This is a genomic window from Nonomuraea sp. NPDC050153 (genome assembly GCF_044460125.1).
Classification (GTDB): Bacteria; Actinomycetota; Actinomycetes; order Streptosporangiales; family Streptosporangiaceae; genus Nonomuraea.
Window position 1 is genome coordinate 20,413 of sequence record NZ_JBITJQ010000007.1, and the last position, 14,028, is coordinate 34,440.

Consider the following 14,028-nt stretch of genomic DNA (forward strand, 5'->3'; position numbering starts at 1 on the left):
GGACACGCGCGATGATCAAGAAACTGGGACCGGCGCTTGCCCTGGCCATCGGCCTGACGGCGTGCGGCGCCGGCGAACCGGCCGCCACTCCTTCCGCCCGGCCCTCCGGCGTGGGGGTCGGGCACGTTCACGGCCTGGGGGTGGACCCCGCGACCGGCAAGACCTACGTCGCGGGCCACTTCGGCCTGTTCACCCTGGAGAACGGGAAGCTGGTCAGGGTGGGGGACCGGGACGCCGACCACATGGGGTTCACGGTCGCCGGCCCGAAGACCTTCTACGCCAGCGGGCACCCCGCCGCCGATGACGTCAGCGCCGGCGAGCCGCCGCACCTCGGGCTGATCCGCTCCACCGACTCCGGCCTCACCTGGGAGCAGGTGGCGCTGGCGGGCAAGGCCGACTTCCACGCCCTTCAGATCGCGGGGAAGACGGCCTACGGGTACGACAGCCAGACCGGCCAGATCTGGCGCGGGCAGGGGGCCGACCTTGAGCCGGCCGCCCGGCTTGACCTGCTCGACCTCGCCGCCGGCGCCGACGCGCCCGACCGCCTCTACGCCACGACGCCCGACGGCGTGCAGGTCAGCACCGACTCCGGCAAGTCCTTCGAACCGCTGAAGGGAGCCCCGCTGCTGTCGTTCCTGGACGTGGTCGGCAAGGATCGGCTGGTCGGTGTTGCCCCGGACGGCCAGGTGCAGGCCAGCGCCGACCGGGGAGCGACCTGGCAGCCGGCCGGGCGCCTGCCCATGCAGGCCGTCGCCTTCACCGCCGTATCCGCCGAGCGGCTCCTGGCCGCCGCCATGGACGGCACGGTCTACGAGTCAACGAACGGCGGCAAGGACTTCACGACCGTCCACCAGCCCTGACGATGGGCGACGCTGTCCCGGATCGCCTCTGTGGAGACGACTGATGTCAGCGGGTCGGCCGGGCCCTGTGGCGGGAAATCAGCTGGGCGACCCCGCCGCGGGCCTGGCCGACGTGGCGGGTGAGGGCGTCGGGGGTTCCGGCAGTTGTTCATGGTCGACCAGGCCGGTGGATTCCAGGTAAGACATGTGGCGCATGACGAAGTTCATGCCTTCTCCGGCGAACTTCCTGATCTCGGAGTTACGCGTACCGGCTCGTACCGCGGCCAAGGTGCTGAAGACCTTGCCGTGGGCGGCGCGCAGCAGGTTCGCGTAGTCCCTGTCGAAGGCGGGGCCTCTCTCCGCCGCCAATTGGGCCATCCAGCTCTGCTGGTCGGCATTGGGTTCGTCGGGCAGCGCGACGCCCAGCTTCTTCGCGGTCTGGCGGGTCATCAGGTCCAGCCTCGCGTGTTCGTTCATGATCTGCCTGCCGACCTCCTTGACGCGCTGGGACTCGGCGCGGGTCGCGGCGTACTCGCCTACGGGCATCTCCCACAGGCCCGCCTGCCGCACCTTGATGAGCAGGTCACGGTCGGCCGCCGTGAGGGGGCCTGATGACGTCTGCGTCGCCGCGATGGCGGCCGGATCGATCGAGGGCGGCATGACCAGCACGATCGTCGCCGCGGCGGCCACGACGAAGCCGGCGAGCATGAACAGCTCACCGCGGAGCAGCCTCTTCATGGTCTTCGGCATGCCGGTTTCTCGGGCCATGTTCAGGCTCCCACGAGGGTAGTGATGTTCGTCATCGTCGGCGTACCTCCACTTGACGCTTGCGGTTCCTTCGGAGGTACGCGAGCCTGACCCAACAAGTTCGACATCACGTAGAAGCTTTCATTATGCCGAAATCGAGCTATCATCGCCGTATGGCAATCAATAGTGATGATGGCGGCGGGCGCTGTGTGAGCGCCGACATCGCCGCCGGGATCCCCCCGGCGGCGGCGTTGTTCCACTCCCTGGCGGATGAGACGCGGCTGCGCATCGTGCAGCGGCTCGCGCGTGGTGAGGCGCGGGTGGTGGACCTGACCGCCGAGCTGGGGCTGGCCCAGTCCACCGTGTCCAAGCACCTGGCCTGCCTGCGGGACTGTCACCTGATCGACTATCGGGCCGAAGGCCGCCAGTCCTTCTACTCCCTGACCCGGCCCGAGCTGATGGACCTGCTCGCCTCGGCCGAGCAGCTGCTGGCCGCCACCGGCCACGCGGTCACCCTCTGCCCCGCCCCCGGCCAGGTGGAGGAGGCGATGTCGTGACAGCGCTGAACCTGGTCCCGGCACCGGCCCGTCGCGCCGTGCTCCAGCGCCGGGTCCGGCTGCTGGTCGCCGCGACCATCACCTACAACGTGATCGAGGCCGCCGTCGCCATCACCGCCGGCACAGTCGCCTCCTCCGCGGCGCTGATCGGCTTCGGTCTCGACTCGATCGTCGAGGTCGCCTCGGCCGCCGCGGTGGCCTGGCAGTTCTCCACCGCCGACCACGAACGCCGCGAGCAGGCCGCGCTGCGCGTCATCGCGATCTCCTTCTTCGCCCTGGCCGCCTACGTCACCTTCGACGCCGTACGCGCCCTGCTCGGCGTGGGCGGGGCCGAGCACTCCACGCCCGGCCTGATCCTGGCCGCGCTGTCGCTGGTGGTCATGCCGTTCCTGTCGCGGGCCCAGCGCCGCGCGGGCCGCGAACTCGGCTCCGCCAGCGCGGTCGCCGACTCCAAGCAGACGCTGCTGTGCACCTACCTGTCGGCGGTCCTGCTCGTCGGGCTGGCGCTCAACAGCCTGTTCGGCTGGTCCTGGGCCGACCCGATCGCCGCCCTGGTCATCGCCGCCGTCGCGGTCAAGGAGGGCCGCGAGGCCTGGCGCGGAGACGCCTGCTGCGCCGTACCCACCGCCTCGACCGTCCCCACCGCCTCGACCGCCGAGCCCGGCGGCTGCGCGGACGGCTGCTGCTCGACCGCCAAGGAGGACCCTCGATGATCGGCCGTCGGATGCCCGTCCGCGTGCGGGCCGCCTACCGCGCTGAGATGCGCGCCGCCCGTACCGCCGGCAGCGACGATGCCCGCTGGCGGCACCTGGAGCGGGCGCACATCATCTCCCAGCCCTGGCCGTGGCCGCACACTCGCAACCACATCGCCATGTTCGCCCTGGCCGTCGCCCAGCGCGACCGGCGCGAGGCGCTCGGCCAGGTCGTACGGATCATCGTGGCCGCACCCGGCTCCGCCCTGGGCCGCTACCCCGAGGGCAACACCGGCCGCGCCACCGTCGGCCTCACCCAGCCCATGCCCATCCCCGAGGATCTGGCCGCGCTGTTGCGGGCCGCCTGATCGGGTGGAGGAGGAGCGGCCGCACGGTGGCGAATCCTGCGCTGTTACTGTCAAAATGCCTCTTGACGGATACGGTTCCGCCGATGCACTCTCTTGCTAACAACTAGTCATATGAACAGATGTGACTATGTAGGTCTTGAGGTGTCCTTTTGGGCATCGGGGGCTCACGACCGACCGGCAAGCCGCGCATCATGCGCGAGAAGGAGGCACCGGCGGTGGCTGACTGTAATTCGATCCTTCGGCTGGTGGTGATCGCCGCCACGGCGACAGCCCTGACCGCCTGCGGCGCGCAGGCCAAGAGCGGCGATCTCCTGGAGAGAGTCAAGGCCGCGGGTGTCATCCGGGTGGCGCAGACCCAGGCGAACCCGCCGTGGAACTTCCTGGAGAACGGCAAGCCCGCCGGCTACGACGTGGACGTGGCCAACGAGCTGGCCAAGCGGCTCGGGATCGCCAAGGTGGAGTTCGTCGCGTCGAACTTCCAGAGTTTCATCGCCGGGGTTCAGGCCGGCAGGTTCGACGCGGTGATCGCCGGTCAGACCATCACCGACGAGCGCAAGAAGCAGGTCGACTTCTCCCGCCCGTACCAGGTGAACGGGATCTCGATCTTCGTGGCCAATGCCGACACGTCCATCAACGGCGTGGCGGACCTCAAGGGCAAGAAGCTCGCGGTCACCGCGGGCACCACCCAGGCCGCGTTCGCGAAGAAGTCGATCCCGGACGCCGACGTCAAGACGTACGACAACGCCACGCTGGGCCTGACCGAGGTCGGCAGGGGCCGGGCGGACGCCGTCCTGGTCTCCCGCTTCCAGGGCGCGTTCCTGGCGCAGAAGAACGGTCTGGCGGTCAGGCCGGCGGGCCCGTTGCTGGAGTCGGAGGTCAACGGGATCTCCTTCGCCAAGGGGGCGACCGGCTTCAAGCAGGCCGTGGACAAGGCCCTGAGTGACATGATCTCCGACGGGACGCTGAGCGCGATCTCGAAGAAGTGGCTCGGCGGCCTGGACATGGCGGCCGAGCTGGGGAAGATCTGATGGACCTCCTCGTCGACTTCCTGCCCGACCTCCTCACCGGGCTCGCGCTCACGATCGTGCTGGGTGTGGTCTCGTTCGTCCTCGGCAGCGCGCTGGGCGCACTCGTGATGCTCGCCCGCATCTCCGACAGCCGCCTGCTGCGCGCCCTCGCCGCGGCCTACGTGTCGGTCTTCAGGGGCACGCCGCTGCTCATCCAGATCATGATCATCTACTTCGGGTTGCCGCAGATCGGGTTGGAGATCCCGCCCATCCCGTCGGCGATCGTGGCGTTCACCCTGTTCAGTGCTGCCTACCTGAGCGAGAACTTCCGCGCAGGGGTGCTCGGCGTCGACAAGGGGCAGTGGGAGGCGGCGGCCTCGATGGCCATGCCGTACTGGAGGACCCTGCGCAGGATCATCTTCCCGCAGGCGATCAGGATCGCCACTCCGGCCGTCGGCGGCAGGTTCGTGGCGCTGATGAAGGACACCTCGCTCGCGTCCGCGGTGACCGTGGTCGAGCTGACCCGGGTGGCCGAGGGGATCGGCACCTCGACCTTCCGCTACATGGAGGCCCTGCTGCTGGTCGGAGCCCTGTACTGGATGGTCAACACCCTGCTGCAGATCGGGCAGCAGGCACTGGAGCGGCGGATGCGAAGGGCCTACGCATGATCAGCGTTCGCGGACTGCACAAACGATTCGGCGACCTGGAAGTGCTCAAGGGCGTCGATCTGGACGTCGAGCGGGGCGAGGTGGTGGTGATCATGGGCCCGTCGGGCTCGGGCAAGACCACCCTGATCCGCTGCCTGAACCTGCTGGAGGAGCCGGAGCGGGGCACGATCGGCGTGTGCGGCACCGAGGTGAGCTGCGGGGCCCGTCTTCCGGCCAGGCAGGTCAGGGAGCTGCGCCGCCGCACCGCGATGGTCTTCCAGCAGTTCAACCTGTTCCCGCACCTGACTGCCCTGCAGAACGTCATGGAGGGCCCGGTCTCCGTACGACGGGTCCCGCGGGGTGAGGCGGCGGCTCGCGGGCGGGAGCTGCTGGCCCGGGTGGGGCTGGCGGACAAGTGCGACTGCTACCCGGCCAAGCTGTCGGGCGGGCAGAAACAGCGGGTCGCCATCGCCAGGGCGCTGGCGATGGAGCCCGAGGTGATCCTGTTCGACGAGCCCACCTCGGCGCTCGATCCCGAACTGCACGCGGAGGTGCTCCAGGTGATGCGCGAGCTCGCGCGGGAGGGGATGACGATGGTGGTGGTGACGCACGAGACCGCCTTCGCCCGGGAGGTGGCCGACCGGGTCGTGTTCGTGGACGGCGGGACGGTGATCGAGCAGGGGCCGCCGACGAGCTTCTTCACCGCGCCGGATCATCCCCGGGTGAGGGCGTTCCTGCGGCTGGTGGCCTCGTGATCGACGTCGCGCTCGCCCGCGCCCAGACCCCTGGAACCGGGCATGTCGCTCACTTCAACAACGCCGGCTCCGCCCTGCCGTCCAGCGGAGTGCTCGACACCGTCGTCGGCCATCTGCGCCTGGAAGGCGAGATGGGCGGCTACGAGGCGGCGGCGCGGGCGGCGGACCGGCTCGCCGCCGTCCATGACTCCGCGGCACGGCTGCTCAACTGCGCGCCGCACGAGATCGCGCTGGTCGACAGTGCCACTCGGGCGTGGGACCTGGCCTTCTACGCCCTGCCGTGGCGGGCCGGCGACCGCATCCTCACCAGCAAGGCGGAGTACGCCAGCAACTTCATCGCCTACCTCCAGGTCGCCGAGCGCTTCGGGGTTCAGGTGGACGTGGTGCCCAACGACGGGCTCGGCCAGATCTCCGTCGAGGCCCTGCGCGAGATGATCGACGATCGTGTCCGGCTCATCTCGATCACGCACGTCCCGACCAACGGCGGCCTGGTCAACCCCGCCGCCGAGGTGGGCAAGGTCGCGGCGGAGTCCGGGGCGCTGTTCCTGCTGGACGCCTGCCAGTCGGTGGGCCAGTTCCCGGTCGACGTCGCCGAGCTCGGCTGCGACCTGCTGTCCACCACCGGCCGCAAGTATCTGCGGGCCCCGCGCGGCACGGGCCTGCTCTACGTACGGCAATCCGCGCTGGACCGGCTCGACCCGCCCTTCCTCGACCTGCACGGGGCTCGCTGGGTCGCCTCGGGTCGCTATGAGGTGCGGCCGGGGGCGCGCAGGTTCGAGAACTGGGAGTACGGCGTGGCCGCCCGGCTCGGCCTCGGCGCGGCCATCGACGAGGCTCTCGGCTGGGGCCTGGCCCATATCCGTGATCGCGTCTACGCCCTTGCCGGCCTGCTGCGCGCACGGCTGGCGGCGATCCCCGGCTGCCGGATCCGTGATCAAGGGATTGAGCAGTGCGGCATCGTCACCTTCACTTTCGACGGAATACCCGCCGATGAGGTCAAAGACCGGTTGGCCGGTCGATCGATCAACGTCAGCGTCTCACGCGCGCCTTCGACGCTCCTGGACATGACCGATCGCGGGCTGGCCTCGGTGGTGAGGGCTTCCGTCCACTACTACAACACCGAGGAGGAGATGGACCGGCTCCTTGAGGAACTGGCGGATTGACCTCGCCGCGGCGGCCATCGGTGCGGGCCCGGCGGTGCGGGGACAGCGCTGATGGCGGCCGTCAGCAGGCCGAACGTCCGGCCGCGGCCGGACGTTCGGCCCGGAAGCGGGACGGGGTCGCCGACGGCCGCCGCGTGGCCGTGCGCTACGTTTTCGCCGGGCGGGGTGGCGGAGGGTTGCCGGGTTTTGGGGCATTTGCTGCTTGCCCAGCTCGAATACTGGGCGCTTCGATCGGTGATGATGCGGTCGACGCCATATCCGGCCAGGCGCCGCCAGGTCGCGGGCGTGTTGGGGGTCCAGGCGTAGACGGGCACTCCGGCGGAGTGGTACCGGCGCACTTGTGAGCGGGAGAGCCGGTCGTGGCGGACGGCGACGAAGGCGTAGCGCCGGGCCTGGGCGGGGGAGGGCGGGGTGCGGGCCACCAGCCCCCGGGCGACCGGCAGGAAGGACACTCGCGCCAGCGCAGCGGGGAGAAACGAGGTCAGCGCCGTCCAGCGATAGGGGCGATAACGGTGATAGACGGCGGCGAGAGCTTGGCTGTCGGCCTCGTCCGGGACGCTTTTCAGCTCGATCAGCACCAGGTCGGCGCGGCCGCGCAGCACGCCCAGCGCCTGCGCCAAGGTGGGCGGCGCGAGTCCGTCACCGCCACGCAACGTGCGCATCCGGGCCAGGGTCGAGGTGGCCACCAGGCCGCTGCCGTTCGTGGAGCGATTCAGCGTGGCGTCATGCATGAGCACCGGTTGATGATCTTTGGTGAACCGGATGTCGATCTCCACCTGCCGGGCACCCGCGGCCAGCGCCCGGCGCAGCGAGGTGAGCGTGTTCTCCGACCCCGGGAGGGGATAGCCGCGATGGGCGATCAGGCCGGGCGTGCGGCACCGGCCGCCCGCCCGGACGGCGCCGGCGGGGACGGCCGTGACGGGGATCAACGTGAACACGGTGAGCACGGCTGCCGCGGCGGGCCGCCACCACGCGCGGGCCGGCCGCGGGTGCCGCCAAGGAGGCGCATCGGGGGTGCCGTCTCCGGCCGAACGGTGCCGGCGGGGACGGGGTGAGACGCTCATGAGACGTCATCCCATGGTCGGGGTCGTAGCAGAGGCGATGCTTGTGCGTGGACGGTTCTCATGGACAGCCCCTTTCTGACCATCAAGAATTGACACTGAGAGTAGTTGACTGATTGCATAGAGTTCAAACATCTGACCAGATGTTCATCTGTAGAGGTAAAACAGCCCTGCTGTGAGAACCCGCCACTCGGGTATGCGGGCACCGCGAAGAGGGGACACGCCTTGTCGCGGTGGGCCGGTGCCGCGAGGGAGGCTACGGCTCTCCCTCGTACAGCGGCAGGACGGCGACGAACTGGGTGCCGGGCCGGTGGCCGGCGACGGTGAGGGTGCCGCCATGGGCGGTGGCGATCTCGCGCGACAGGGACAGGCCGAGACCGCTGCCCTCCTTGTCCTTGGTCCGTGCGTCGTCCAGGCGGGTGAAGCGTTCGAAGATTCGTTCCCTGTCCTGTGGCGGGATGCCGTCACCGTCGTCCGCCACGGTCACGATCACCTTGTCGCCCGCCACCTCGACCGAGAGGTCGATCCTGGTGGCGGCGTGTCGGGTGGCGTTGTCGAGGAGGTTCGTCAGCATGCGGTCGAGCTGGATCGGCGAGCCGTACACCGGGGCAGGCGTGCACGGCTTGATGACGATGCGGGCCCTGGAGCCTTCTCGGCGACGCACCTGCTCCTGGGCCACCCGGCACATGTCCACCACGCGGCGCTGCACGACCGCGCCGGCGTCCAGCCGGGCCAGCATCATGAGCTCGTCGATGATGCCGGTGAGGCGGTCGGCGGCGGCCAGCGCCTGCGCGCCCGTGGCCCGCCAGTCTGTTTCGTCCGGGTAGGCGTTGGCGACCTCCAGCTGGGCGTGCAGGGCTGAGAGGGGGCTGCGCAGCTCGTGGGAGGCGTCGGCGACGAAGCGGCGCTGGGACTCGGCGGAGCGTTCGAGACGGTCGAGCGTTTGGTTCGTGGTGGCAGCCAGGTCGGCGATCTCGTCGCCGGTGTCGGGTACGCGTACGCGCCTGCCGAAGTCCTGGCCGGTGATCTCGGCCAGCTCCGCGCGGATGCGCTCGACCGGGCGCAGGGCGAGCCCGACCACCGCCCGCGTCGTCGCGCCGACCATCACCAGCATCAGCGGGCCGCCGAGGAACACCAGCACGTGGAGCCACGCCAGCGCCCGGTTGACCTCGGCGAGCGAGGCCACACCGTACACCGTGGCACGGCCCTGCGGCGTGTGCACAGGCCTGGCCATCACGAGGTACTCGCCCCCGTTCTCCCCCCGGACGGGCGGCAGCCGGCGCTCGGCGATGTGGATTCTCTCGCGCTCGTCCGCCTGGAGGGTCATCACGGGCGAGGCCCCGTGCGGATCGGGGGAGGCGGCAAGCACCTTGCCGTTCTCGGAGACCACCTGCAGCAGATGCACGTGCGACGGCGTTTCCAGCTTCGCCGGAAGGCGGCTGACATGGGATTGGTCGGCGACCTTGTGTACGGCCAGTTCCACCCTGGTATGCACGAGTCCGCGCAGGTTGGCCGGCACAGTGGCCAGAGCGATGGTGGACGTGACGGTGAAGACCAACGCTGCTATCAAGATCGCGAGCGTGGTCACGCGCGCTCGGATCGAGCGCGGAAACAGCCGTGCCGCCATTCGATCCCCCGTGTCACTCTCCGTGACACCTACCCGGAGCGAGGATTCGCAAAAGAATCGCCGTTGACCTTTACCTATGCCGGATCGCCGGTCGGCGAGGAAGGCCCCGGAGGAAGAGGATTTCGCGAAAACCGGAAGGAGCTTCTATGCCGTGTAGACAATCCTCGTTCCTGACTGAACTGCGGGCATGGTGCCGGGCGTACCTCCCATCGATCGCTTGTGGGAGGGTTCGCCATGTCAGGTCCATCGCAAGGTGTCATCGGCGCTCTGGCCGCGCTCGTCCTGGTCGCCGGGTGCGGTTCGGAGGCCCGGCCCGTGGCCATGGCAAGCCCTGCGGCCGGCCGCTACCAGGAGGCCGTCCTGAGCGCCGAGGAACTCGCCGCGAAGGTCGGGTGCAAGCCCGCCATGCGGACCAAGGCGGCCGAGCTGCGCGAGGGGGTGTGCAGGACGGCTGACGGCAACTACGTGGTCACGAGCTTCACGACGGAACAGGGCAGGCGCGACTGGCTGGATTACGCGCAGATGTACGGCGGCTCCCACCTCGTCGGACGCCGCTGGGTCGTCTCGGCCGCGCCCGCCGTCCTGGAGACGTTGCGCAAGACCTTGGGCGGCGAACTGCAGATAGGCAGCAGCGCCACTCCGTCCGGTGCCTGAGACCCGGTCGCGCTCGGGCGATCCTCCAGCGCCGAGGGCGCCTGGCCTCCAGAGCCGAGGGTGCCTGGTTGAACCACCGGTGGCGACGATGCGTAGCTCTCGATGATCGGCCAACCGTGGGAGGGGATCGGGCCTGATGGGGCACCTCGCTGAAGTCACATCTTCCTCCGGCGTGCGGGGGAGCGCCGGGCGGCCGAGGGCGGTGGTCGGCCACCCGGAAGGCAGGCGTTCGAGAAGACTGATCGTCCTGGCGGGCGGGGTGGTGGCCCTTCTGGCGCTCGTCGCAGGGGCCACGCTCTACCTGCTCCCCGGAAAGGACCCTTTGACGGTCACCGGGGCTTTCGGCGAGCGGCCGCAGGTGACCTTCGCCGAAGGAGGCCAGCCGGGCGAGGACCTCAAAGCCGTGACCGTGATCGCGGGCAACGGCGCGGCCGTGGGCCAGGGAGACCTGGCCGTCGTCCAGTTCGCAAGCTACACCTGGGCCGGCGCCTCTCACAAAGAGCTCGACAACAGCCATGATCGAGGCAAGCCCGCGGTGATGCGGATCGGAGAGCTCATCCCCGGCCTGGACAGGAGCCTCCTCGGCAAGAAGATCGGCAGCCGGGTGGTGATGACGATTCCCCCCAAGGACGGCTACGGTGCCGCCGGTAACGCGGAGACCGGGGTGACCGGCGCCGACACGCTCGTCTATGTCGTCGACCTGCTCGCCACCTACCCGAAGACCGCCTCCGCGACCGGCCGTGCTCGCCCGGCGGACCCGTCCCTCCCGCAGGTTACGGCAGGGACCGCGGGAGGGGCTCCGGCGGTGGCGATCCCGGCGTCGGATCCTCCTGGCGAACTGCGGGCGGAGACCTTGATCGAGGGAGACGGTCCGGCCATCCGCGCGGACCAGATGCTGATCACCCACTATCAGGGGCAGATCTGGCGGGGCGGAAAGGTCTTCGACTCCTCCTGGAACAGGGGAGAGGTGGCGCCGCTGTCGTCACTGACCGGCACGATTCCCGGCATCCTCGAAGGGCTCACCGGCAAGAAGGTCGGCAGCCGGGTGCTGCTGGTCATCCCGCCCAAGGACGGGTACGGCAAGAAGGCCCCGGAGGCGGCGGGGGTCAAGGACGACGACACCGTGGTCTTCGTCATCGACATCCTGGGCGCGTACTGAGAGCCCGCGAGGCCGAGGATCGCCTCGGCCGCTCGGGTTCCGCGTGCCCGGCGCCCCTCCGTCGCCCGGCCGACAGGTCCGAGGACCGGACGGCCTGCACGGAGACTGACTCCACACGGCGGCCCGTCTGCCCGGGTCAGCCGCGCCGGTCGTCACGGAGCCGGGCGGAGAGGGCGGCGGCCTGGGTGCGGCGCTGCATGCTGAGCTTGGCCAGCAGGTTGGAGACGTAGTTCTTGACCGTCTTCTCCGCCAGGAACATCCGTTCGCCGATCTGCCGGTTGGTCAGCCCCTCGCCGATCAGGTCGAGGATGTGCCGCTCCTGCTCCGTCAGCGCGGCGAGGGGGTCCTTGCGGGCGGCCTGCTCGCGCAGCCGTTGCAGCATGGCGGCGGTGGTCCGCGGGTCGAGCAGCGACTGCCCGGAGGCGACGGTGCGGACCGCGCCGACCAGGTCGGAGCCGTGGATCTGCTTGAGCACGTAGCCGGAGGCCCCCGCCATCACCGCGTCGAACAGCGCGTCGTCATCGGCGAACGACGTCAGCATCAGGCACGCCAGCTCCGGCAGCCGCGAGCGCACCTCCCGGCAGACGTCCACGCCGCTGCCGTCCTGCAGCCGCACGTCCAGCACCGCCACATCCGGCTTCAGCGCGGGGATGCGGGCGATGGCCGACTCGGCGGTTCCCGCCTCTCCGATGACCTCTAAGTCGTCCTCGGAGTCCAGCAGCGCGGCGACCCCGCGCCGTACGACCTCATGGTCGTCAAGGAGGAACACACGAATCATGCCCCGACGTTAGCCACACGATCCAGGAGCACAAAGAGGCCAAAGTCCCAAGCTGCCCGCTTCTCCCGAAGGCGGATTCGCAGGGACGAAAGGCCTCGGAGACCCTGACTTCTGGAACGCGGCAACTCTCCGGGAGGCGCCCGCCCGCACTCGCCGACGGAGGGTAGGCGGCGTTGTCACGCGGTGCGAGACTGATCGATATGGAAAGCGAGCACCGCCCGTTGATACCGCAGATGCGGCTCGATGATCTGCTGGCCGAGCTGCAGGTACGGCTCAGCGCCGTGCTGGCCACCCGGGACCGGGTGCACGCGCTGCTCGAAGCCGTGGTGTCGGTGGGCAGTGACCTCGACCTGGAGACGGTGCTGCGCCGCATCGTGGAGACCGCGACCAAGCTGGTGGACGCCAGCTACGGCGCACTGGGCGTGGTGGGCCACGAGGACACGCTTCTCCAGTTCATCCCGGTGGGACTGACCGAGGAGGAGATCGCCAGGATCGAGCACTGGCCGCACGGCCTGGGCCTGCTCGGCCTGCTGATCAAGGACGCGCGGCCGCTCAGGCTGGGCCGCATCTCCGACCATCCCGAGTCGTACGGCTTCCCGCCGGGCCACCCGCCGATGGGGACGTTTCTCGGCGTCCCGGTACGGGTGCGGGACGAGGTTTTCGGCAACCTCTACCTGACCGAGAAACGTGGCGGCGGCGAGTTCGACGAGGAGGACGAGGCCGTCGTGATAGCGCTGGCCACCGCAGCCGGCGTCGCCGTGGAGAACGCCCGGCTGTATGAGATGTCGCGGCGGCGTGAGACCTGGCTGCAAGCCTCCTCGGAGGTCACCACGAACCTGCTCTCGGGTGCCGACCCGCAGCAGGTGCTGAGCGTGGTGGCGGCTCGCGCCCGCGAGATGAGCGACGCGGACCTGGTCCAAGTGCTGCTGCCGAACCCGTCGGGACAGCTGCTGATCGCCGAGGTCGTGGAGGGGGAGGGGGCCCACGAACTGCTGGGCACGGCTTTCGAGGTGTCGGCCACGCTCGCGGGAGACGTGTTCGCCAAGGGTGATCCGCTTTCCGATGTGGACATGCAGAGCGCACCGTACCCTGACTCGCCGCTGCGCCGGCCGGAGTACGGGTCCGGGATGATGGTGCCCCTGGGGACGGCTCCGGAGGTACGCGGGGTGCTGGTGCTGGCCAAGCGGAGCGGGCGGCTGCCGTTCAGCGGGGCGGATCAGCAGATGCTGCAGGCGTTCGCGGGTCAGGCGGCGATCGCGCTGGAGCTGGCCGAGGCACGCAAAGACGCCGAGCGGCTGGGCCTGCTGGAGGACCGGGACCGCATCGCCAAGGATCTGCATGATGTGGTCATCCAGCGGCTGTTCGCGACGGCGATGACGTTGATGAGCACGATGCGGCTGGTCGAGCGGCCGGAGGCGGCCAAACGGGTCCAGTACGCGATCGACGAGCTGGACGAGACGATCCGGCAGATCCGCTCGTCCATCTTCGCGCTGCAAGGTTCGAGCGGGCAGGCCGCGCCCAGTCTGCGTGGGCAGATCGTGGAGCTGGTGGAGGGCGCCGGCGGCCATCTGGGCTTCATGCCGGGCCTGCGCATGGAAGGGCAGATCGACACCCTGGTGCCCGAACCGCTCGCCGAGCACCTGCTGGCCGTGTTACGCGAGGCCCTGTCCAACGTGGTCCGCCACTCCCGCTCGACCCGCGCCGACGTCCTGGTCGAGGTCGCGGGCCGCGAGCTCGTGCTGGTGGTCACGGACAACGGCATCGGCCTGGGAGAGACGGGACGCCGCAGCGGCCTGCGCAACATCGAGGAACGTGCCACCCGGCTGGGCGGGGCCGCGAAGCTGGAGACGCCCGACAAGGGGGGCACACGGCTGCGCTGGCAGATCCCGCTGTGAGATCGGGCCCGGCACCTGTCCGTGGCGACGGGCTGCAGGCCGCCTTCGACACCACCATCCGGGCCTGGAACGCCGCCAC

The 14,028-nt window shown here is 69.9% G+C and carries 15 protein-coding genes; 11 read left to right on the forward strand and 4 right to left on the reverse strand.

Going from position 1 to position 14,028, the window contains the following annotated elements; genetic code table 11:
* Positions 1 to 11 precede the first annotated feature (11 nt).
* Positions 12 to 860 carry a F510_1955 family glycosylhydrolase gene (locus ACIBQ1_RS19320; protein ID WP_397279149.1) on the forward strand — a complete coding sequence of 283 codons (849 nt, stop codon included), beginning with the start codon at positions 12 to 14 and terminating at the stop codon, positions 858 to 860.
* 78 nt (positions 861 to 938) lie between these two features.
* On the opposite strand, the gene ACIBQ1_RS19325 is transcribed toward ACIBQ1_RS19320, so the two are convergent.
* Positions 939 to 1,607 carry a DUF4142 domain-containing protein gene (locus tag ACIBQ1_RS19325; protein WP_397279150.1) on the reverse strand — a complete coding sequence of 223 codons (669 nt, stop codon included), beginning with the start codon at positions 1,605 to 1,607 and terminating at the stop codon, positions 939 to 941.
* A gap of 152 nt (positions 1,608 to 1,759) precedes the next feature.
* Here ACIBQ1_RS19325 and ACIBQ1_RS19330 point away from each other — a divergent pair, with 152 nt between their 5' ends.
* The 7 genes from ACIBQ1_RS19330 to ACIBQ1_RS19360 all read left to right on the forward strand — a co-directional run bounded on the left by ACIBQ1_RS19330 (position 1,760) and on the right by ACIBQ1_RS19360 (position 6,775).
* Entirely contained in the window at positions 1,760 to 2,143 is a 384-nt protein-coding gene (locus ACIBQ1_RS19330) for an ArsR/SmtB family transcription factor (protein WP_397279151.1), read from the forward strand.
* On the forward strand, positions 2,140 to 2,856 hold the full coding sequence (locus ACIBQ1_RS19335) for a cation transporter (protein ID WP_397279153.1): 717 nt from the start codon (positions 2,140 to 2,142) through the stop codon (positions 2,854 to 2,856). Before ACIBQ1_RS19330 ends, ACIBQ1_RS19335 begins: the two co-directional genes overlap by 4 nt.
* Positions 2,853 to 3,203: a DUF3703 domain-containing protein gene (locus tag ACIBQ1_RS19340; RefSeq protein WP_397279155.1), complete on the forward strand. Its 351-nt coding sequence runs from the start codon at positions 2,853 to 2,855 to the stop codon at positions 3,201 to 3,203. The genes ACIBQ1_RS19335 and ACIBQ1_RS19340 overlap by 4 nt, the downstream gene beginning before the upstream one ends.
* Positions 3,204 to 3,418: 215 nt before the next feature.
* Positions 3,419 to 4,231: a transporter substrate-binding domain-containing protein gene (locus tag ACIBQ1_RS19345; protein ID WP_397279156.1), complete on the forward strand. Its 813-nt coding sequence runs from the start codon at positions 3,419 to 3,421 to the stop codon at positions 4,229 to 4,231.
* Complete coding sequence (locus ACIBQ1_RS19350) at positions 4,231 to 4,878, forward strand: amino acid ABC transporter permease (protein ID WP_397279158.1); 648 nt, start codon at positions 4,231 to 4,233, stop codon at positions 4,876 to 4,878. Before ACIBQ1_RS19345 ends, ACIBQ1_RS19350 begins: the two co-directional genes overlap by 1 nt.
* Positions 4,875 to 5,612 (forward strand): amino acid ABC transporter ATP-binding protein, encoded by a 738-nt coding sequence (locus ACIBQ1_RS19355; protein WP_397279159.1) that lies wholly within the window; start codon positions 4,875 to 4,877, stop codon positions 5,610 to 5,612. Before ACIBQ1_RS19350 ends, ACIBQ1_RS19355 begins: the two co-directional genes overlap by 4 nt.
* Positions 5,609 to 6,775: an aminotransferase class V-fold PLP-dependent enzyme gene (locus tag ACIBQ1_RS19360; RefSeq protein ID WP_397279161.1), complete on the forward strand. Its 1,167-nt coding sequence runs from the start codon at positions 5,609 to 5,611 to the stop codon at positions 6,773 to 6,775. The genes ACIBQ1_RS19355 and ACIBQ1_RS19360 overlap by 4 nt, the downstream gene beginning before the upstream one ends.
* Here ACIBQ1_RS19360 and ACIBQ1_RS19365 read toward each other — a convergent pair.
* Entirely contained in the window at positions 6,724 to 7,839 is a 1,116-nt protein-coding gene (locus ACIBQ1_RS19365) for a glycerophosphodiester phosphodiesterase (RefSeq protein ID WP_397279162.1), read from the reverse strand. The two genes, ACIBQ1_RS19360 and ACIBQ1_RS19365, sit on opposite strands and share 52 nt — an antisense overlap.
* A 253-nt stretch (positions 7,840 to 8,092) precedes the next feature.
* Complete coding sequence (locus tag ACIBQ1_RS19370) at positions 8,093 to 9,406, reverse strand: ATP-binding protein (protein ID WP_397279164.1); 1,314 nt, start codon at positions 9,404 to 9,406, stop codon at positions 8,093 to 8,095.
* Positions 9,407 to 9,697: 291 nt separating this feature from the next.
* Between ACIBQ1_RS19370 and ACIBQ1_RS19375 the strand changes: the two genes are divergently transcribed.
* Positions 9,698 to 10,117, forward strand: a complete 420-nt coding sequence (locus ACIBQ1_RS19375; protein WP_397279166.1) for a hypothetical protein — start codon at positions 9,698 to 9,700, stop codon at positions 10,115 to 10,117.
* 172 nt (positions 10,118 to 10,289) lie between these two features.
* The gene (locus tag ACIBQ1_RS19380; RefSeq protein WP_397279168.1) at positions 10,290 to 11,276 is read left to right on the forward strand and encodes an FKBP-type peptidyl-prolyl cis-trans isomerase; all 987 of its coding nucleotides are present in this window, start codon (positions 10,290 to 10,292) and stop codon (positions 11,274 to 11,276) included.
* 136 nt (positions 11,277 to 11,412) lie between these two features.
* Here the strand turns inward: ACIBQ1_RS19380 and ACIBQ1_RS19385 are convergent, their stop codons facing one another.
* The gene (locus tag ACIBQ1_RS19385; RefSeq protein WP_397279170.1) at positions 11,413 to 12,054 is read right to left on the reverse strand and encodes a response regulator; all 642 of its coding nucleotides are present in this window, start codon (positions 12,052 to 12,054) and stop codon (positions 11,413 to 11,415) included.
* Positions 12,055 to 12,254: 200 nt separating this feature from the next.
* Here ACIBQ1_RS19385 and ACIBQ1_RS19390 point away from each other — a divergent pair, with 200 nt between their 5' ends.
* Positions 12,255 to 13,949 (forward strand): GAF domain-containing protein, encoded by a 1,695-nt coding sequence (locus ACIBQ1_RS19390; RefSeq protein WP_397279172.1) that lies wholly within the window; start codon positions 12,255 to 12,257, stop codon positions 13,947 to 13,949.
* Positions 13,950 to 14,028: the final 79 nt, after the last annotated feature.

Bases quoted from the DNA above. Each gene is read 5' to 3' on its own strand.
- ACIBQ1_RS19320 (WP_397279149.1), top strand. From the start codon at position 12: ATGATCAAGAAACTGGGACCGGCGCTTGCCCTGGCCATCGGCCTGACG.
- ACIBQ1_RS19325 (WP_397279150.1), bottom strand. From the start codon at position 1,607: ATGGCCCGAGAAACCGGCATGCCGAAGACCATGAAGAGGCTGCTCCGC.
- ACIBQ1_RS19330 (WP_397279151.1), top strand. From the start codon at position 1,760: ATGGCAATCAATAGTGATGATGGCGGCGGGCGCTGTGTGAGCGCCGAC.
- ACIBQ1_RS19340 (WP_397279155.1), top strand. From the start codon at position 2,853: ATGATCGGCCGTCGGATGCCCGTCCGCGTGCGGGCCGCCTACCGCGCT.
- ACIBQ1_RS19350 (WP_397279158.1), top strand. From the start codon at position 4,231: ATGGACCTCCTCGTCGACTTCCTGCCCGACCTCCTCACCGGGCTCGCG.
- ACIBQ1_RS19355 (WP_397279159.1), top strand. From the start codon at position 4,875: ATGATCAGCGTTCGCGGACTGCACAAACGATTCGGCGACCTGGAAGTG.
- ACIBQ1_RS19365 (WP_397279162.1), bottom strand. From the start codon at position 7,839: ATGAGCGTCTCACCCCGTCCCCGCCGGCACCGTTCGGCCGGAGACGGC.
- ACIBQ1_RS19375 (WP_397279166.1), top strand. From the start codon at position 9,698: ATGTCAGGTCCATCGCAAGGTGTCATCGGCGCTCTGGCCGCGCTCGTC.
- ACIBQ1_RS19385 (WP_397279170.1), bottom strand. From the start codon at position 12,054: ATGATTCGTGTGTTCCTCCTTGACGACCATGAGGTCGTACGGCGCGGG.
- ACIBQ1_RS19390 (WP_397279172.1), top strand. From the start codon at position 12,255: ATGGAAAGCGAGCACCGCCCGTTGATACCGCAGATGCGGCTCGATGAT.